Source organism: Levilactobacillus parabrevis ATCC 53295, from assembly GCF_001434055.1.
Lineage (GTDB): Bacteria > Bacillota > Bacilli > Lactobacillales > Lactobacillaceae > Levilactobacillus > Levilactobacillus parabrevis.
In genome coordinates this window covers 31,930-50,422 of sequence record NZ_AZCZ01000010.1, presented here as the reverse complement: position 1 = coordinate 50,422, position 18,493 = coordinate 31,930, and the positions used below count along the sequence as shown (strand labels likewise).

Sequence of the window (18,493 nt, the reverse complement as noted above, 5' to 3'; positions counted from 1 at the left end):
CGCCGTTTTTTACATTGGTATAAGTATAGGCGGCTTGCAACAACCAGCACTATGTCGCTTCTGGCACCTGCACAATATACGGTCCCAGCCGCGGCACATTCACAATCTCAATCGGCGTCTGGAAAGTCTCAGCCAACAACGGGGCTCGCCGCAAATCATGAGGCGTCCCCGTGGCCACCAGTCGGCCATCCTGCAAAAGCCACAGCCAGTCGCTGACCGTGAACGCCTGATTGATGTCATGTAGGACCTGAATCACTGTCATCCCCGCTGCGGCGAGTTGCCGCAACTGCGCCATCAACGCTTGCTGGTAGTGCACATCCAGATAAGTTGTGGGTTCATCCAGCAATAAGACTTGTGGTTCCTGGGCCAAGGCCATCGCCAGCCAGACGCGTTGTTGCTGCCCACCCGACAGATCATCCAGATGAGCAGCCGCTAGTGACGTGAGGGCCGTCTGTGCGAGAAAATCGGCCACCTCTTCGTCCGGCACCGTTGCCAGCAGACCATGATAGGGTAACCGCCCCATCTTGACCACGGCGGCAACCGTCATGTCGTCATATAGCTCATGGCGTTGACTAACGACCGCAATCTTCTGCGCCAACGCCTTGGCCGCGTACGCCGTCAGTGGTCGCTCCGCCAGCGTCACGGTTCCTGTACGCGGTGTGACTTGTCGTGACAAAATCTTGAGGAGTGTCGACTTGCCAGCACCATTTGGCCCAATAATCGTAGTGATTTTCCCCGCCGGAAACGTTCCCGATAGGTCGATGACCCCATTCTCCTGCCCAAGGTACTGGTAACTAACGTGTTGTAATTCCATGGAAACCTCGCCCCCGTTGTAAGAGAATAATCACAAATGGCCCACCGATCACAGCCATCATGGTCGCTGCGGAGATCTCACTGGGTACGATAATCGTTCGGCCCAGCGTATCCGCCGCCAGCATCAACCAGGCGCCCGCCAACATGGAGAACGGTATCAGCGTCTGATAGTCGTGTCCCACGAAACGACGGGCTAAGTTGGGGATCACAATGCCGACAAAGGGAATCGTTCCCACAATGGCCGTCACGCTGACAGCCAGGTACATCCCCAGTAGGAGTAAGCTCCACCGGATCACCCTGACAGGCACGCCAATCGTCTGTAACGCCGTATCCGCTAATTTTAAGTAATTGGCCCAGGGGGCTAACAGTAAGGCCACCACGAGCCCTAAAAGGCCCAGAATCAGTAAAGCCACAGTATCACGCCAAGTCACGGCGTTAAAGGTACTCTGCATGACCTGAGCAGCCTGACCGCTGCTAACGAGTCGGGCTAGGCCAACAAACGTAGCATCGAGGGCCACCCCCACAATAATTAAGCGGTACGGGTCTCGCAAGGCTTTACCACTGGTCAAAATCGTCAGGGCCACTAAGCCCCCAATCAGGGCCAGTACCCAGTTACGACCGGGCAACCAGGGCAACAGTAGCGCCCCGCCGAGCTTGAAAAAGTCTGCCGCCGAGCTGATCCCTAAGATGCTGGGATCAGCAATGGGATTTCGAAAAACCGCCTGGAAGAGCGCGCCGGCAACCGCCAGACTTCCCCCGCAAATCAAGCTGCTCACGATTCGGGGCAGCCGGAGGTTAAAGACCGTCACAAAGTCGCGACTGGCTGGTTGACTCGCAATCGTCCACAGCCGTCCCGGGCCGATCCAAGTCGTCCCAGCCATGAGGGCCACCGCGATCGTACCGACGAGGAGTCCCAATACGCCGCCATACCACCAGCCTGCGCGTTTAGTCATGCCCCAGCCCCCTTTGTGGGATAGAGCCAGTGACTGACTTGCTCGAGCGCGGCCGCTGCCTGCATGTTAGCCGTCGCATCAAAGGTCGGTTCCTGAAGGTCGTAAACCCGGTGGTGCTTCACAGCAGACGTTGTCGCCCACATCTTGTTATCCTTAAATTCCTGATTGAACTGACTCGTCACCATTTTAGGCATCGTGTGTTCCAAACGAAGAATCACCTGCGGATTAGCCTTCTGAATGGCCTCATCGTTGGGCTGAATGTACTCCTGATCTTTACTGGTAAAGACATTCTCACCGCCCGCTAAGCGTGTCAAATCACCCACGTAGGCGCAATTGGTGGCAACCATGTAATTTGCGCCAGGTAAGCCCATGATGACCAGTACGCGCGGTGCCGGTTGGTTCTGGGCCCGCTGCTTGGCTGTTCGTTTGGCCGCCTGAATCTTAGCGACCTGCTTAGCCGCCGCGCTCTGCCGCTGATAGCGTTTGCCGAGTTGGGTCAACGTCGTCTCAAGGTGGGCCACACTCGTGAGGTCAAGAAAATGGGGTGCCACGTGCTGCGCCTTAAAAGCCTTGCCAAACTGATCACTGAGCGTGGTCACCGAATAGACTGCCGTGGGCTTCAGTGCCGTAATCTTTTCCACGCTGGGATTCATCGGGCTTCCCACCTTGGTCACGTGTTGATAACGTTTGGGAATTTGGTTCGCCGTCGTGGGAATCCCCACCAATGGCAGATCGAGCTTATCAGCAATCTGAACCACCGCGTAAGTCGTGGCGACAATGCGTGGTTGCCGCTGCTTCTGCTGCTGATGTTGCCACGCAAAGCCACCGCCAATGATGCCCAACACGAGTAGGACCGTCAGTGACCATAGCCCAATTTTCCTTGGATTTTGCATCTGCCAGACCTCCTAGTGCTTACCGAAATACCACCAACTGCCGCCACCAACTAACAGCACGATGGCTGCGACACCGCCGATCAAGCCACCCCAGTGGGTCTTTTGTTGGGGAACCTGATCACTGGCGCTGGCTTGCTGCGAATCACGACTCGTCTTAGACGATTGACTCGCCGGCTGGCTGGACGTGCTGCTCGTCGCAGCTGCGGCCGACTTAGCCTTGGCCTTGCTGCTGGCCTGACTGGAACTAGCCGCCTCCTGACTGGCGGTCGTGGCGGCCGGCTTCACCGACGAGGCACTTGCCGCTTTCCCCTGAGTCGTCCGTTGGGTCCGCGTGGTCTGCGTCGTTGCCTTGCTCCCTAGCGCTGGTAAACTGTTAGTTTTAAAGCGAAAAGTAATGTTGTGCTTAGCCTTGTAGACGTCTGGCACGTTGATCGCCAGTTTGGCGTTGATGTTGCGTTTCAAATTAGTCGTTGTAAAGCTGTAGTAAACGTGAGAATTGCCAGCGCCATCCTTGACCTTCCGGACGTTCTCCGGAGCATGGCCGTCGACCGAGAGCACGCGGACCGGCCAACTCGTCAGCTTCTTCGCCGTCTTCAGGTCCATCGTCACCACGTAAGCGTGATTCTTCACAGCTATCGTCGCGGGATGGACGAAATAGCCACTGGCCATCGAATTTTCCTTCGTGCCGTATTTGAGTGCGCTGTAGTCGATCGTCTGGGCGTGCACCGCAAGCGGTGTCAGCAGAGCCAACCCTCCCAGCACCGCGGCGATAGTTAATACTAATTGTCTAATCCTGCGCATGCCGCTTCGCCTCCCAAACCAGCAGACCGCCACTGACGCTCAACCCAATCAAGCCCAAAATTGCCCATGAACTGGGCTCCTCACCAGTAGCCGGCAACGTTGCCTTGGCAACATGGTGGGTCGTTGGTGTTACGGTCGAATCGTCATTCTGACCACTCGTTTGCTTATTCTTGGTCGTTGGCAAGGCAGCCACTGCAGCGGCCGTTGCTTGATCCGCTGACCCGCTTGTCGCAAACCGGAAACGAATCGGGAAGGTTTCGCTGATGTTCATCGCTGGTACCGTCACGTGAATTTTTCCTGGAATCAGCTTGGCCGTCAGCTCACTGGTATGCTGGATATCGAACCAATACGTCATCGTGTAGTTCTGACCACTCTGACCGTACGTAACCCGGCCGGCGGGTACCGCCACACCATCCACCGTCTTAGGAACGACCGCCTTGGGTCCCAACTTCAGGGACTTTGCATAGCTGACGGTCAGTGTCACCCGGTAGCCATGCTGAGTCGGCGTTACCTTGGCCGTGTGCGTGTAGTATTGATTGGCGTCCGAAGGTGACATGGTATCGGCCTTCAACACTTGATACTTCCAATACTGTGTCGTCGGTGTCGTTGCGGTCGTCTTGGCCGAAGATGGTGCCGTTTTGGCTGCAGTCGTCGACTTCGGGACACTAACAGTGCTGCTTGAACTAGTAGCGGTCGCCGTTAATGCCGTGGCTTGCTTAAGCAAGTCGGCCGTGTTGGTACTCGTATTATCCTTTTCAGCCTTGGCCCAGGTCAGGACCAGTCGTGCGGACTCCTTCATACTGCCGACCGGTGTCGTCAGACTAAACGTTGCCGGCAACGGACTAGCTTGCTTCGTCAGATTAACCTGATAGATTGCCTGACCGTTGACCGTCTTGACCACCGTCGCTTTCTGCCCAGCAATCGTCATGGACTTGATATACTGCGCCCCGTTACTGGTCATCAGCACTGTCGTCTGATCACCCTTGATGCGCACGGCCGCATCGTTCCCGAAGAACTGATTGGCCGTCGAGGTCGCTGTACTATTTGCCTTAATGATCTTTGTTGGCACCACGTAGATACCATCATCTAACGTGGCAGCCTGAGCCTGCTGCCCACCGAAGGCAACCATGGCGAGTAGCCCCACCACGATTAACCCTATAATATGTAAACTCTGTCGCAACTTTCGCATTGCACACTCACCCCAATTCAATTCTTCCCGTGACTGAATCCACGAGAGTTGTACCCGCTTTCATTCTACCAAACCGGTTCGCTGCTACCAAACTTATTGCCCTAAATCCCTTAACTGTTGAATTATCGAATGATAAACAAAAGACCACCGCCCCATTGACGGTGATCTCGGTATCTGCTTACTTAGCGACGGTAATGGTCTTCGTCACTGTCTTGTAGCCGGCTTTAGTAGCCGTCACTTTCAGTTTCCAGTTCTTCTTAACGGCCTTCTTTAACTTGACCTTGTAAGTAGCCTTCTTGGTGGTCGTCTTGCCTAACGTGGTCTTGTTATGCTTAACGGTAACCTTGGCCCCCTTGGTCGTGGTCCCAGCAACCTTCTTAGCCTTGGCCTTGACCTTTTTGGTACTCAACTTGACCTTGGTCGTTGCGGCTAGCGTGCTGGTCTTAAATTTCAGGGTCGCCGCTTCGTTCATCGTAACTTCCTTACCGTTCATAGGCACAGTCAACGCAAAGCCCAACGTGTGACTCTTCTTGAGGTTAACGTTGCGGAAGGTGTAGGTATTGCCGTTGGCTTTCTTCGTTACGGTCCCTGTCTTACCATCCAACGTCATCTGCTTGATAAACTGGTTCCCAGCCTTAGTAACGGTCAACGTTACCGCAGCTTTCTTGCTCTTTACGGAAACAGCTGCCTTGGCATTAAAGTAACTAGCCGCATCAGAAGCGGTAGTCGTCCCCGTCTTATAAATCGCATACTTCACACTATACTTCCCATTAGCCAACTTCGTCGCGTTCAACGCAGCCGCTTGAGCTGTGGGCGCACTCCCCAATTGAACTGCTGGGATACCCGCACCGACACTCGTTAACATCAGTAATGCACTAAACACTGTCAAAGACTTTTTCACAATGTGTCCCTCCCAAAATATGTAAAATCATTTAATTAATGAATCCGATTACATAGTAGCATGATTCACCTGTGAGCTCCACAATAAAGACTCCGCAAACGCCGTCAGAATAGGCTTATCGGGTGATTAGTGACTGTAAAAGTCTGTTATCTTTCGTCAAAAAATCTAACCGACTGCATTTCGTAATCCCAAGTCACCCAAGCCGGATTGCCGGTATCACGCGCAATTAACTTGACCTAAACAAACATTGCTAAAATAATCGATGACGTAAGGTTCTTACTTATCATATGATAACAAAGGCTTTATTAAGCGTAAAAAAATAGTTTGACCGGCAACTTAACTTTCCGGTCAAACTAGATGACTTATAGATTATTGAAGGCCATTAAATTATTGCTCATTTGACTAGCCATCACTTGGCTAATGCATGAAAAACCTTCGCTTAGCTGGAGCCAGCCAGGGGTGGTAACGGCGTTAGACCGGGCGCTTGATTCTTCCCGGCCTTACACCGTGGGACGAGTTTGGAAACTCACCTGAACTTGGTGAGGTTTCAAACCGAGCCGGAAGCCCGTCCTTTGGCTGCAGACGGTCCCCACAGCGGCAGAACCCCTGGCTGGCGCAAGCGGCAAGCGCTGTTTATTCGTTAGCCAATATGGTTTTCGTGGAGGATGGCATCGACTTCCTTTTGCATCTCAGCCGGCTTCTCCCACTCCTGAAAGGTCTTGAAATCTTCGGCGGGCATCTCATAATTCTCGTTTACGTAATCCTCATAGGCCTGAACGTGCGGCGTATGCGCGATGTTGAGCTGGAGGATGCGGACTTGTTTGATCAATCCCCGTTCCACGGCCAACTCGGCACGGCCGTTCTGAACCATGTCACTGATCTCCATGTATTTACTCCCGTCCAAACGGGTAATTTCTTCGATTAAGGTAAACGTTTCATGACTTTTCATCAATTCTCACCTTTCATTGTGAACACTCTTGGTTGCCACCGGCAATTTAACGCACATCGCAGCAACGCTACCGGCCTCAATTATACAGGGTTTTAGACAAAAACAAAACCACTACCAGGGAATGGTAGTGGTCGGCATAAGAGAGAAAGAGAATTGATTAGAAGGTAATTATTAATACCTTACGAGTTATAATATACCGTTCTTTGTAAGCGCTGTCAATGTTTTTCGTGAAATAATTGTTGGGTTTGATGATTATCCTGGCTCACTGCTACGCCCCATCATCGTCATAAGCTTGATATGGCGGGATTTACACGATGTTTACAGAAGGTGGAAATTATTTAACAATTATTTTTAACTTTTGGAAAGTGTTTTCCGTTTAACGCATTTTTGGCCACTTTAGCGGTGCTCTTGCGCATATTCTCGTGGCGACAATCCAAAATGTTTTTTGAATTCTCGACCAAAGTGGCTGGCATCGGCGTAGGCCAACCGCTCCGCGACCTGTTTGACCTGCATCTTGGGTTGGCACAGGAGTTTCTTCCCCACCTCTAGCTTCAGGGTGATCAGATAACTTTGCGGCGACTCCCCGTAATATTTCTTGAACAACTCCAAGGCATAACTTTGGCTAATGTTGTACCGTCTCGCGACCGCAGCAATGGAAATATGAGTCGGATGCTCGCCATAATAAATCTGGTTATCTACCTGCTGTTTCAGGTCACTAGCCAACTTGGTGCACAACAGAAATTGGTCAGGGTTCGTCTCGTCAAAACTGAACTGAGCCTGGGTTTGGACGGCTTCCAAGAGAATCATGATCAAGTTGATCGTGCTCATCTCAATATTCAATTTGTCCGTCAGGCCGTATTTGTTTGAAAATAACGTCATCAGCTGCGTCGTACAAGCCTTCAAGTCATCGTAAACTGCCCAATCCGACCGCACGATTTGATTGGCATACTCCCGCGTCAGCATGTATTTAAAGGACGGATCGTCCAGATTAAAGTGAATGGCAAAGTAGTCCAGCGGCTGGTCCCCCACCACATAGTTGTTGTGCCGAATGCCCGGTGGAATGATGATGAACTCGCCAGCACGGGTGATCAGCTCGCCAATCTCGGAAGTGGTCCGCTGCGTTCCGGAAACGATGTACATCAGCTCAAATGCCAAGTGGGCTTCCGGCTTCCAGTGCCAGCCCGGCGGTACCGTCTCCATGTGCCCGCCAAACAGGGTAAATTGTGTATTGATCAGTGGCAATCTTTTCATGCCGGTTCCCCTCTAACTTTTTTACCGCAAGAACACGCGTAACTCATCGACGATCAGCTGGTGATCTTCCTCTGAGGCCAGTCCCGAGACGGCGATACTGCCCACGAGACCAGTCCCTTTGATGACAACGGGGAAGCCCCCACCCGCGGCCGCGTAGTGTCGCGCATCGAGCGCGGCGGCTTCTTCTAGTGTTTGACCCCGCGCAGTCATTTCCAACTGTTTGTGCAAGCTACTGGTCCCGTACTCATAAACCGTATTGATTTTGCGCTGCAACCACTTATCGTTATCGATTGCCGTCCCCGGCATGGCCGCGTGGAACAGCTGCTGGCGGTTACGCGTGATGTCAATGGTCACGGCGGCCTGGCGTTTCTGAGCCAAGGCCACTAATTGCTGGCCGAGTTGCAAGGCCGTCTCGTTGCTAAAACTCGTAAATTGTAAGTCCGCTTCTTCGGCTTGAACTTCGGCCATCGTCGGCATTTTCATTAATTTCGCCCCACTAACTGGAAGGAATCTGGTGAGTACTGCATGAACTCAATCTGATTGCCATCGGGATCGGCTGACCAAAGTTGATAAGACTTATCCGGCCCGAATTTGATTTCACTATTGACTGGTAACCCCTTTGCTAGCAGTTCACGCTTGGTTGCCTCAATATCAGGGACCTCCAGGCTTAGATGAAGATACCCACACAGGTCATATCCGTGCGTGGCCTTGGGAAGCTGATCGTTATCGTAGAACAACTCAAAAAATTGGCCCGGTTGAATTTCCAAGTATTTAATCCATGGCCGCCCCTGCTCGTCTGGTAGCTCAAACTTGTCGGTGAATCCCAGCCCGTTACAGTAAAAATCAACTGCGGCGGCCATATCTGTGACTTTGAATGAAGCGTGTGCGATACGACTAATTTCCATGATGCTAACTTCCTTTCTAGAATGCTAAGGCACTTTCCTCGGTCGGTCCCCAGAAACCATTATCCAGGTACCCCGTTGGCAAGGGCTGTGGCCGGTCAAACGTGGACTGCATGTGGTAAACCGTCTCCGTCTCGGCGCTCTGATACATGCCGTGAATGAGTTCAAAGACGTGATAAGCCATCTCCATGCTGGCACGGTGCGGCCGATTCTGTTGAATGGCCCAAGCCATGTCGGCAACTCCTAATCCCCGTGAGTTTTCCAAAAAGCCGTGGGTAAACGGGAACTTAACCGGTTCGTTCAACTGTTTAGTCAGATAGTTGGGAGAATCAAAGTTATTGGGATCCCCCATCTTCAGGATGCCATCGGACCCGAACAACGTCATCTGCGGCTGTTCATTTAAAATGTTTTCAGAATTAAAGTGAACCGTTGTCAGCACCCCATCCTGATAGGCCACGGTCGCCGTCAGGATGTTATCGGCCTCGACCGTTGATTTTTCACCAAACCACGGCTTATCGGTCCGTTGACCGATGCGTTCTGGCTGATACCGTCGACCAAAGGCACTCACGCTCTTGGCTGGGCCCAGAATACTGGCCAGCGCGGTGAGGTAGTAGCAACCCGTGTCAAACGGTAACGTACCGCCTCGCTGATTCATGTGGGGAAAAATATCAGCGTAAACGCGGAAGTTCCGATTCAACGAGACCACGACTGACAAGGGATCGCCGATCAATCCGTGGTCCACCATGTACCTAGCCGTTTGAATTCCGCCACCCAGGAAGGTATCTGGCGCCACACCAAGCCGTAAATTCTTCGACTGCGCTAATTCACAAAGTTCCTGACCATCCGACAACTCGACGGCAATCATTTTCTCCGAAAAGACGTGTTTACCGTGTTCCAGGGCTTGTTTGATAATACTGTAGTGGGCCTTAGGCGTCGTTAGATTCACAATCAGTTGAATCGTTGGGTCCGCCAAGATATCTGCGTAATTCATCGCCTTGATGTGGTACTTTTCCGCCTTGGCCTGCATCTTCTCCGGATTCAGGTCGGAGCAAGCAACGACATTGGTCACAGCAAACTTGTCCTGAAGCGACTGCAAGTAAATATCACTGATGACACCACACCCGACGACGGCAACGTTAATTTGCGCAATAGCCATTTAATCCCGCCTCTCATTTTTCTAGTTTCTCATATGTAACCGATTACATTTAAATCATACCAAGTTTTTCGGAATTAAACAGGGGGTAATTCTGATAAAAGTAGCCTAAATTCGCACTGGGGCCGGTTGGGGAGATTATTGCGGGATTTTTTTGACAATTGGGATAGCGAGGTAAGGGCCCTTTGATTGGGGTGATTTCTAGTTTTTATATTGACTTACAGATTTGGACTTGTTTTCGCCCCCATATCAGGAAACTTGCAGCCTCTGAAACGCGTTCCCTCGGGCAGTCCCCTCCGCTTAGAAAAATAAGAGACTCCTGCCCGGCATAGCAGTTGCCGACTACCTTGATTTAGAGCGTTAAACTCACTCTCGCCAGAATACTTGGGAAATATGCAGCCTCTGAAACGAGTTCCGCAAGGCAGGTTCTTCCGCTTAGAAAGCTAAGGCCTCCCGACGCTTCTAATTGTTGTGTTGGCTTAGTGCGTTAGATTTGCTCTCGCCCTGATATTCGGAAACTTGCGGCTTCTGAAACGCGTTCGCCAAGGCAGTCCCCTCCGCTTAGAAAAATAAGAGACTCCTGCCCGGCATAGCAGTTGCCGACTACCTTGATTTAGAGCGTTAAACTCACTCTCGCCAGAATACTTGGGAAATATGCAGCCTCTGAAACGAGTTCCGCAAGGCAGGTTCTTCCGCTTAGAAAGCTAAGGCCTCCTGTCCGGCGAAGCCGAACAGAAGGCCTTACCTCCCTAATGCTCAGAACCTTAGCGCCTTGCTTCACTCTCTTATACAAAAAGAGCACCGTCGCTATCGACCGTGCTCCGCCATTTAGTCTTCACCAAATGAGAGATAAACCTCTATTCAATTCATTGGGAAATTAAATAAAGGGGTAAATAAATGGTAAGTTAAAGATACCATGAAAAATGAAAAAAATCTATCTGTTTTATCATAGTTTTCTAATTTTTATCTGGGGTTACCGGCATCAGTATCGTGGAGGACCGTTTCTGGGTGAATCAGATTGCCTGGATGCTGGACAACATCCCCCACCGAATGGCCGGAAATGTTGACGAGACACGTCAGGACAAAGACGATTGCTACCGCAAAGGCCAGAATTCGTGTGCCCCAGCCCATCTTTTCGCTGATCACAGAACCGTAAAAGTCCTTTTTGACCTTAGCCGCAACGTTGGTGGCGTTGGGGTCTGCCGCCTGTAGCTCGTCTGTGACCTGCTGCTGGTAAGCATCAATATCAAATGACTTTTGGTTTTCCTTCATTTGACGCTGGAAGTGCTTCTTTTCTTTCTTCGTTTGACCCTTGAACCACTTAGTGAATGCGCGGTAGTGCTTAACCACATCCGCCGTAGCACCGATTTCCTTCAATGTACCGTAGTGAATCCAAGCAACTCGGTCACAAAGAATCTCGACCTGCTTCAAAGAGTGACTGACAAAGACGATGGTCTTGCCTTCATCTTTGAACTCAGCAATCTTGTCCACACACTTTTGATAGAAGGTATCATCCCCAACGGACAACGCTTCATCAATGATCAGGATATCTGGGTTAACGTGCACGGCGATGGAGAAGCCCAGCCGTGATTTCATCCCGGAGGAGTAGCTCTTAACGGGTTGGTATAAGAAATCACCAATATCGGCAAAACCAACGATATCATCCATCAAAGCATCGATTTCGGGGTTCGTTAACCCCTGCATCAGCGCCTTCAACCGAATGTTTTCCAATCCCGTCAGGTTTCCCCGCAGTCCGGCACCAATCGCAATGATTGAGGTATCACCACGGACATCCACAACCCCAGTCGTTTGTGGAATGATTCCGGAAATAATATTGGACAACGTGGACTTCCCAGACCCGTTGACCCCAATCAATCCCAGAGTTTCACCTGATTTGACCTCCAGTGAAATGCCCATCAGTGACCAGAAGTGTGGCACCTTTGCCCCTCTCAGGGAAAAGAATGACCGCAATTTTTCAGCCTGACTCTTGTAGAGGTCATATTCCTTCGTGACATTTTGGACCTTAATTTTGTAAGAATTATCCATGAATTAAACTTCCTAACTCAGTTATTAACGTTTTCTAGTAAGGCTCGCTATTAACCGGCGAGCTCAGTCTTGTGTATTATACCAAAAAACGAGCGTCTGTGGGTAATTTCTCGTTGGCCTTACACTTTTCTTATAGCCCACGCTGCCCGCTGCCGTCCAAACGAAAAGAGCCGCGCATGAACCACGACTCTCTCATACCTGTTATTGTAAGGCTCTCGCATCGACCCAGTACTTGGTCTTATTGCCGCTGAACTGAATCCGATACCAGGTCGTCTTGTAGGCTGTCTTGACACCCTTCGAATCGAATGTGACCTTGGCGCCCTTCTTACTGCCACTCGGCCACTTCGATGTCTTTTGGTCAAAATGGGTCTTCTTAATGTGATTGTAAAGGTTATATTTGCTGTACTTATTGCTGAGTTTCTTGGTTCCACTCGTCTTGGTATAAACAACGTAATCATACTGAGGACTTGCCGCAGCTTCCGTCGAGGCGATCCAGTATTTCTTAGAACCAACCTTGATACGGTACCAGATCGTCTTGTAACCGTCCTGCGTCCGCACCGCTTGGTTATCCGCCGTGTATGACTTCGCCGTTAACTTTTTGAGGGGCCCCATCGCCTTAGCGAGGTAGGGCGAATTGAACACGTGATTATAGTAACTACCACTCATCCCACTATTTACCTTGACCGTGGCCAAACCTTTGGTGTATTTCACGGTCGGCAATGTTAAGCCCTCTGTATAAAGCCAATACTTCTTGGCAGTACTCTTGCTGGAGAAGCGAACCCGGTACCACGTCGTCTTCTTGCCCGACTTCGGATCGGTCTTCACCGCACGCATGTCCAAATAGGTCTGTTGGCCCGTGTAATCATTTAACTTACCCCACGATGTCTTGGTAATATTAGCGCGCGTCCCCTTCACGTGATTGTACAACACATAGTGCGTATGCTTGCTGCTCAATCGCGCCGTCTGATTCCCGGCAGCGCCGTAGTACTTTGCCTTGGCATACGTTACCGTGGGTTTCGTCGGCTTCGTTGTGTTGGACCCAGAATCACCAGAACTACCCGTATTCCCGTCCAACAGCGTATTCAAGCCGTACTGATCGATAACCTTGATCAAGCTCGTCCCATAATTGGGTGACGTCGCGTAAACACCTGTCAGTGCATTAGCCGCAGCTGAATAGGATGCGGCGTTTTCCCGCCAAGCACCACTATAGATTGTTGGGTTATAACTCGTCCCGTTGCGTAAGAGCTGCGCATTATCAGTCATCGAGGCCTTAGCGCTCGGATATTTTCGAAAGTTAGCTGTCGTATAGTACAGTTTACCGTTAGCGTCATACTCCGCCGTCTTCATACTGACAGACTGACCATTGTAACTGCCCTTCACACCAAAGTAGTTATTGGCCTGGGTTGTTAGGTCACTGGTTCCCCAGGCGCTTTCTAAGGCCGCCTGAGCCATCATAACGGACGGGTAGAGTTTGTATTGGTTAGCTACAGACACTACCGGACTCTTCAGCTGGTTAATAAACCCTTGAGGATCAGTGGTCGCCGCATGACCCGTGCCCCCAATGCTACTCAGGCCCACACCCACCATGAGTGCGGCCAATAGCCATTTCTTAGTTCGCTTCATCTTACCAATTTCCCCCTTAAAATCGCTTCCAAGTTAAGAATAACATAACTTGCGGAGGTGCTTAAAGAAAAATTGATAAGATTTAGGTGTAATCCCAAGTTGGTTAGTCCAGTTGACTCGCAGCTGCTTCATCCAAGATCACGTGGACGTTTGGATGCGTCTGCAAGTAACTGGCTGGAACGTCGGGCGTTACTGGGCCTTGGATCATGGCGGCAACTGCGGCAGCCTTGGCTTCGCCGTAAGCCACAATCAAGATTTGCTTTGCTTGTAAGATCGACCCGATCCCCATGGAATAGGCGTAACGGGGAACCTCGTCGGCGTCATCAAAGAAGCGGGCGTTGGCGGCGATAGTCGATGGCGTCAACGCTACCTTATGCGTTGTTGATTCGGGATCAGTCCCCGGTTCGTTGAACCCGATGTGACCGTTTTGACCCAGTCCAAGCAATTGTAAGTCAATTGGATTTTCTGCAATGATTTGATCGTATTGGTGAGTTGCTGCCGCAGCGTCCAGGTTAGATCCATCTGGCACGTAAGAGTTGGCAAACGGCTTTTGGTTAAACAAATGATGTTGCATGAAGTAATGGTAGCTTTGCGGATGATCTGCATTCAGCCCCACGTATTCGTCAAGATTAACGGACGTTAACTGACTGAAGTCCAGATCACTCGCCACAAGTTGTTCGTAGATCGTGACGGGCGTACTCCCAGTTGCCAAACCTAATACTTTGGCACCGTTGGCGATGGCTTGTTGGAATACATTGAATCCAGCCTGACCCCCGGCCTGCTTGTCACTGACGATTTGGACGTTCATGTTTGTTAATTGCTTCATTTCATTCAGTCTCCCTCTCCTAATGGTATAGCCCAATTATAAATGCTCTATACCAATTTTTCAAGTAAAATGCTCATCTTTTCCAACTTTTTTTGAAAATTGTGACTAAATCTATGAAACACCCTACAATATAGCGACTTGCTGAATCACTACCGGTCCAGACAGCTAAACCCATCATTCGTCCACCTATCCAACAAAAAAGGATGCTCACTGCTCTTAACAGTGACCACCCTATTTCCGACGAACACCCCGCCGGTTGGCGCTTAACGCATTTTGTTGTTTCTTGAATTTATCAAACGTCGCATCCCGTTGCTTCTGGTTTTTATGAGCATCGACTCGTTTCGTATACTTCATGACTTTCACCTCGCTTTCTCAAAGTTTTCATGAATGTACTATACAACGAAAGCCTATATTGCGCAAGTGAAATGCTTTACCCCCGCCAGCCGGTGCGCCAAAACGACGCGCTACAAAAAAGGGAAATCCCACAACAGCAGGATTCCCCTTGAAATAGTTAAAATTTAACGGTGACTCTATTCGACAGTAACACTCTTTGCCAAGTTCCGTGGCTTGTCCACGTCGAGGCCCTTGTTCAAGCTGGTGTAGTAAGCCAACAGTTGGGCTGGTACCACACTCAGTAATGGCATTAACATTTCGTCAACGTCTGGTAAGATCAGGTCGTCGCCATCAATCGCGAGGCTTTCACGAACAATGGTCAAGGTCTTTGCCCCCCGTGCCATAGTTTCTTGCAGGTTACTCCGCGTCAGGCCGGCCGTCTTGGCTTGCGTGATGAAGCCGATAACTGGCGTGTCCTTTTCAATCAAGGCAATCGTTCCGTGCTTCAGTTCACCAGAAGCGAACCCTTCAGCTTGGACGTAAGAGATTTCCTTCAGCTTCAAAGCTGCTTCCAGAGAAACCGCGTGATCGATCCCCCGGCCAATGTAGAAGGCCCGGTTAGACTGCATCAGGTAGTCATTAGCAATCTTTTCCAACTTGTCCTTTTCGTCGACGATGGCTTGCATCCCAGTAGCGACCAAACCAAGTTGTTGGCGAATGTTGAAGTCTTGGGCCACGATTTGGCCAGTGACTTCACCGAGGGCCTTAGCCAAGATAGCTTCCAACGCAATTTGAGCGGTGTAGGCCTTGGTTGAAGCCACGGCAATTTCTGGACCGGCATGGAGTAACAACGTGTAGGTTGCTTCACGGGATAACGTGGAGTTCTGAACGTTAGTAATCGTTAAGCTTGGATAGCCAGCGTCGTTCACGTTAACCAGAACTTCACGACTGTCGGCCGTTTCACCAGATTGGGTCAGGAAGATAAAGAATGGCTTCTCGGAAAGCATTGGTTGTTCGTAGGCAAATTCAGAAGAAACGTGAACTTCCGTTGGAATGTGCGCCAACTTTTCAAAGAGCCGCTTTCCAACTAACCCGGCATGGTAACTGGTCCCCGCACCCACAATGTACAGGCGGTCGGCTGCTTCCATGGCCTTGATCAACTTGTCATCGATCTGAGGTACACCGTGTTCTGACAGGTAAGTCTGTGCCAACTTACGCATAACGTTAGGTTGTTCGTCGACTTCCTTCAACATGTAGAATGGGTAGGTTCCCTTGTCAGCAGCGTCGGCATTCATGTCAACGTGGAATGGCTTCCGCTCTACAGGATTGCCTTCGGCGTCTTGGATAGCGACCTTACCTGGTGTGATGGTAACCACTTCACCATCCATCAATTCCAAGAAATCATGAGTTTCCGTTAACATGGCCAAGGCATCGGAGCAGACCACATTAAAGCCATCGCCAACACCGATCAACAGTGGACTCTTGTTCTTGGCAACGAATAACGTATCTGGTTGTTCGCGATCCATCATTAAGAAGGCGTATGAGGAACCCTTTAACAGGCTCAACGTCTTCAGAAAGGCGGCCTTAGCGTCCAAGTTGTCTTCAACGGCAAACTTGTCGATCAATTGAACAACAACTTCGGTATCCGTTTGACTCTTGAAAGGAACATCACTCAAGTACTTAGCCTTAAGTTCTTGGAAGTTATCGATCACACCGTTGTGAACCAGGTAGAACCGGTCGTCGTTAGAGAAATGTGGGTGAGCATTGTCCACGCTTACCACGCCATGAGTAGCCCAGCGCGTATGACCAATCCCGGTTGACCCGTGAACGTCAGGGGTCACCTTAGAACGCAATTCGGAGATTCGGCCCTTGGTCTTAACCAAGTAATCCTTACCCTTCTGATCATTTACGTAGATACCGGCTGAATCGTAGCCCCGGTATTCCAGCTTCTCTAGTCCGTTCAGTAAGATTTTAACGGCATTGTCATTACCAGTAACACCAACAATTCCACACATAAGTCGTCTTCCTTTTCTCGACGCCAGTCCCAAAACATTGAGAGGGTCGGTTAATTTAATTGAGAAATGTATCTGTTTTCTTTAAAATTGGTATAGACTGAAACGTCTTGAAAAACATTTCTGAATGACTATACTTTACAGTGTTTCCTAGGGGTTGTCAATTAAAAAACTCGAAACTGGTCTATCATAATATTTATAATCTAATTTTCTGAAAAGGGCGCCCTGCCAACGTGGCAAGGTGCCCTTTTTCAACTGGTTTTACAATTTCAATTTTTAAGCTGTGCTCTTAGGTCACCTTGCCAGGCGCTGAAAATAATCCAGAACGCCTGGGCGGACATCGGGAAGCCACAAAACGTTCTTCCAACTGAGGTTCAAAACAAGCCTAAAGACCGCTTCTTGGCTTTAGGCGTCCGCCCTCCGCGTTCCAGTTCATTTGTGCCACCCGGTAAGGCGTCATTCGTGTCCAAAGGTGATACTTTCAGACCTATTCCACACCGACTTCGGCGCGGACGACATCGGCGATGCGGTCGACGTATCCCGCCACTGCTTCTTCAGTTGGCGCTTCTGCCATGACCCGCAGTAAAGGTTCAGTCCCGGAAGGCCGTACCAAGACCCGACCGTCACCGTTCATTTCCTTTTCAACGGTGGCAATAACGTCTTGAACCTTAGGGTTTTCTTGAGCGGCTTGCTTATCCGCTACCTTAATGTTGACTAACTTTTGTGGGTAAGTCGTGACATCGGCTGCTAATTCAGACAGCTTCTTGCCAGTCACCTTTAAAATGTGAAGCAATTGTAAGCTGGTTAACAGGCCATCCCCGGTCGTGTTGAAGTCCAAGAACACCACGTGACCAGACTGTTCACCACCCAGATTGTACCCGGACTTACGCATTTCCTCAACCACGTATCGGTCCCCAACCTTCGTCTTGACGGACTTCAGATTGTGGGCTTCCATCGCCTTGTACATCCCCAGGTTACTCATCACCGTGGTGACAATCGTATCCTTCTTCAGGCGGCCGTGTTCGGCCATATACTTCCCACAGATATACATGATCTTATCGCCATCAACGATGTTCCCTTTTTCATCGACCGCAATGCAGCGGTCACCATCGCCATCAAAGGCCAACCCAATTTGGGCGCCCTTTTCAACAACGAACTTCTGCAATTGTTCTGGATGAGTCGAACCAACTTGGTCGTTGATGTTCAAGCCGTTGGGCGTCGTGGCGATCGTGTCAAAGTCCAGGTTCAAATCGGCGTATAACCGAGAAACCAAGCCACTCGTGGCTCCATTGGCGGAGTCCACGGCAATGTGCAGGCCTTCCAGGTCGTCAGCGATTGTTTGTTCCAGGAATTGAATGTACTTTTGGCTACCCTCGGAGTAGTCTTCGACCGTGCCTAAGCCGTCCGTTGCCGGCCGCGGCTGGTCGTCACTAGGCGCATCCAACAGGGCTTCGATTTCTTCTTCCATTTCATCGGACAGCTTGTAACCGTCGTTCCCAAAGTACTTGATTCCGTTGTATTCAACGGGGTTGTGGGAAGCCGTGATCATCACCCCAGCAGCGGCACCCTGCGTGCGCACCAAGTAAGCAACGGCTGGCGTTGAGATAACCCCCAACCGTAGGACTTCAATACCGACTGACAGGAGTCCAGAAACCAACGCATTTTCCAGCAATTGGCCAGAGATCCGTGTGTCACGGGCAACGAGAACTTGGGGATGCTTGTTCTCACTATTTGCGTGTTGGGTCAAAACGTAACCACCATACCGGCCAACCTTAAAGGCCAGCTCTGGGGTCAATTCTTGGTTTGCGACGCCCCGGACGCCATCAGTTCCAAAATACTTCATCGTCA

At 50.5% G+C, this 18,493-nt stretch carries 17 protein-coding genes; all 17 read right to left on the bottom strand.

Features of this window, described 5'->3' with window-relative positions:
* Positions 1-49: 49 nt before the first annotated feature.
* Positions 50-814, bottom strand: coding sequence for an ABC transporter ATP-binding protein (locus FD07_RS04055; RefSeq protein ID WP_020088264.1), 765 nt, complete (start codon positions 812-814; stop codon positions 50-52).
* Entirely contained in the window at positions 795-1,766 is a 972-nt protein-coding gene (locus tag FD07_RS04050; protein WP_020088263.1) for an iron ABC transporter permease, read from the bottom strand. The genes FD07_RS04055 and FD07_RS04050 overlap by 20 nt, the downstream gene beginning before the upstream one ends.
* Positions 1,763-2,659: a heme ABC transporter substrate-binding protein IsdE gene (gene isdE, locus FD07_RS04045; protein ID WP_020088262.1), complete on the bottom strand. Its 897-nt coding sequence runs from the start codon at positions 2,657-2,659 to the stop codon at positions 1,763-1,765. Before isdE ends, FD07_RS04050 begins: the two co-directional genes overlap by 4 nt.
* Before the next feature lie 12 nt (positions 2,660-2,671).
* Positions 2,672-3,460, bottom strand: coding sequence for an NEAT domain-containing protein (locus FD07_RS04040; protein WP_020088261.1), 789 nt, complete (start codon positions 3,458-3,460; stop codon positions 2,672-2,674).
* The gene (locus FD07_RS04035; protein ID WP_027825870.1) at positions 3,447-4,649 is read right to left on the bottom strand and encodes an NEAT domain-containing protein; all 1,203 of its coding nucleotides are present in this window, start codon (positions 4,647-4,649) and stop codon (positions 3,447-3,449) included. Before FD07_RS04035 ends, FD07_RS04040 begins: the two co-directional genes overlap by 14 nt.
* Positions 4,650-4,827: 178 nt before the next feature.
* Positions 4,828-5,550: an NEAT domain-containing protein gene (locus FD07_RS04030; RefSeq protein WP_020088259.1), complete on the bottom strand. Its 723-nt coding sequence runs from the start codon at positions 5,548-5,550 to the stop codon at positions 4,828-4,830.
* 640 nt (positions 5,551-6,190) lie between these two features.
* The gene (locus FD07_RS04025) at positions 6,191-6,499 is read right to left on the bottom strand and encodes a hypothetical protein (RefSeq protein WP_020088258.1); all 309 of its coding nucleotides are present in this window, start codon (positions 6,497-6,499) and stop codon (positions 6,191-6,193) included.
* Between the two features lie 396 nt (positions 6,500-6,895).
* The gene (locus tag FD07_RS04020; RefSeq protein WP_020088257.1) at positions 6,896-7,750 is read right to left on the bottom strand and encodes an AraC family transcriptional regulator; all 855 of its coding nucleotides are present in this window, start codon (positions 7,748-7,750) and stop codon (positions 6,896-6,898) included.
* Positions 7,751-7,771: 21 nt separating this feature from the next.
* Complete coding sequence (locus FD07_RS04015) at positions 7,772-8,233, bottom strand: heme-degrading domain-containing protein (protein WP_020088256.1); 462 nt, start codon at positions 8,231-8,233, stop codon at positions 7,772-7,774.
* A complete protein-coding gene (locus tag FD07_RS04010; protein ID WP_020088255.1) occupies positions 8,233-8,655 on the bottom strand; it encodes a VOC family protein in 423 nt (140 codons plus the stop codon). Before FD07_RS04010 ends, FD07_RS04015 begins: the two co-directional genes overlap by 1 nt.
* 16 nt (positions 8,656-8,671) lie before the next feature.
* On the bottom strand, positions 8,672-9,808 hold the full coding sequence (locus FD07_RS04005) for a Gfo/Idh/MocA family protein (RefSeq protein WP_020088254.1): 1,137 nt from the start codon (positions 9,806-9,808) through the stop codon (positions 8,672-8,674).
* Between the two features lie 960 nt (positions 9,809-10,768).
* Complete coding sequence (locus FD07_RS04000) at positions 10,769-11,851, bottom strand: ABC transporter ATP-binding protein (protein ID WP_020088253.1); 1,083 nt, start codon at positions 11,849-11,851, stop codon at positions 10,769-10,771.
* 201 nt (positions 11,852-12,052) lie between these two features.
* Positions 12,053-13,474 (bottom strand): glycoside hydrolase family 73 protein, encoded by a 1,422-nt coding sequence (locus FD07_RS03995; RefSeq protein WP_020088252.1) that lies wholly within the window; start codon positions 13,472-13,474, stop codon positions 12,053-12,055.
* 103 nt (positions 13,475-13,577) lie between these two features.
* Positions 13,578-14,282 (bottom strand): glucosamine-6-phosphate deaminase, encoded by a 705-nt coding sequence (locus FD07_RS03990; protein WP_027825869.1) that lies wholly within the window; start codon positions 14,280-14,282, stop codon positions 13,578-13,580.
* Positions 14,283-14,531: 249 nt separating this feature from the next.
* Positions 14,532-14,654 (bottom strand): hypothetical protein, encoded by a 123-nt coding sequence (locus tag FD07_RS12725; protein WP_020088250.1) that lies wholly within the window; start codon positions 14,652-14,654, stop codon positions 14,532-14,534.
* Positions 14,655-14,830: 176 nt separating this feature from the next.
* Positions 14,831-16,648 (bottom strand): glutamine--fructose-6-phosphate transaminase (isomerizing), encoded by a 1,818-nt coding sequence (gene glmS / locus FD07_RS03985; RefSeq protein ID WP_020088249.1) that lies wholly within the window; start codon positions 16,646-16,648, stop codon positions 14,831-14,833.
* 484 nt (positions 16,649-17,132) lie between these two features.
* Positions 17,133-18,488 (bottom strand): phosphoglucosamine mutase, encoded by a 1,356-nt coding sequence (gene glmM / locus FD07_RS03980; RefSeq protein WP_020088248.1) that lies wholly within the window; start codon positions 18,486-18,488, stop codon positions 17,133-17,135.
* Between the last annotated feature and the right edge of the window lie 5 nt (positions 18,489-18,493).

Bases quoted from the DNA above. Each gene is read 5' to 3' on its own strand.
- FD07_RS04055 (WP_020088264.1), bottom strand. From the start codon at position 814: ATGGAATTACAACACGTTAGTTACCAGTACCTTGGGCAGGAGAATGGG.
- FD07_RS04050 (WP_020088263.1), bottom strand. From the start codon at position 1,766: ATGACTAAACGCGCAGGCTGGTGGTATGGCGGCGTATTGGGACTCCTC.
- isdE (WP_020088262.1), bottom strand. From the start codon at position 2,659: ATGCAAAATCCAAGGAAAATTGGGCTATGGTCACTGACGGTCCTACTC.
- FD07_RS04040 (WP_020088261.1), bottom strand. From the start codon at position 3,460: ATGCGCAGGATTAGACAATTAGTATTAACTATCGCCGCGGTGCTGGGA.
- FD07_RS04035 (WP_027825870.1), bottom strand. From the start codon at position 4,649: ATGCGAAAGTTGCGACAGAGTTTACATATTATAGGGTTAATCGTGGTG.
- FD07_RS04025 (WP_020088258.1), bottom strand. From the start codon at position 6,499: ATGAAAAGTCATGAAACGTTTACCTTAATCGAAGAAATTACCCGTTTG.
- FD07_RS04020 (WP_020088257.1), bottom strand. From the start codon at position 7,750: ATGAAAAGATTGCCACTGATCAATACACAATTTACCCTGTTTGGCGGG.
- FD07_RS04015 (WP_020088256.1), bottom strand. From the start codon at position 8,233: ATGAAAATGCCGACGATGGCCGAAGTTCAAGCCGAAGAAGCGGACTTA.
- FD07_RS04010 (WP_020088255.1), bottom strand. From the start codon at position 8,655: ATGGAAATTAGTCGTATCGCACACGCTTCATTCAAAGTCACAGATATG.
- FD07_RS04005 (WP_020088254.1), bottom strand. From the start codon at position 9,808: ATGGCTATTGCGCAAATTAACGTTGCCGTCGTCGGGTGTGGTGTCATC.
- FD07_RS04000 (WP_020088253.1), bottom strand. From the start codon at position 11,851: ATGGATAATTCTTACAAAATTAAGGTCCAAAATGTCACGAAGGAATAT.
- FD07_RS03995 (WP_020088252.1), bottom strand. From the start codon at position 13,474: ATGAAGCGAACTAAGAAATGGCTATTGGCCGCACTCATGGTGGGTGTG.
- FD07_RS03990 (WP_027825869.1), bottom strand. From the start codon at position 14,282: ATGAACGTCCAAATCGTCAGTGACAAGCAGGCCGGGGGTCAGGCTGGA.
- FD07_RS12725 (WP_020088250.1), bottom strand. From the start codon at position 14,654: ATGAAGTATACGAAACGAGTCGATGCTCATAAAAACCAGAAGCAACGG.
- glmS (WP_020088249.1), bottom strand. From the start codon at position 16,648: ATGTGTGGAATTGTTGGTGTTACTGGTAATGACAATGCCGTTAAAATC.
- glmM (WP_020088248.1), bottom strand. From the start codon at position 18,488: ATGAAGTATTTTGGAACTGATGGCGTCCGGGGCGTCGCAAACCAAGAA.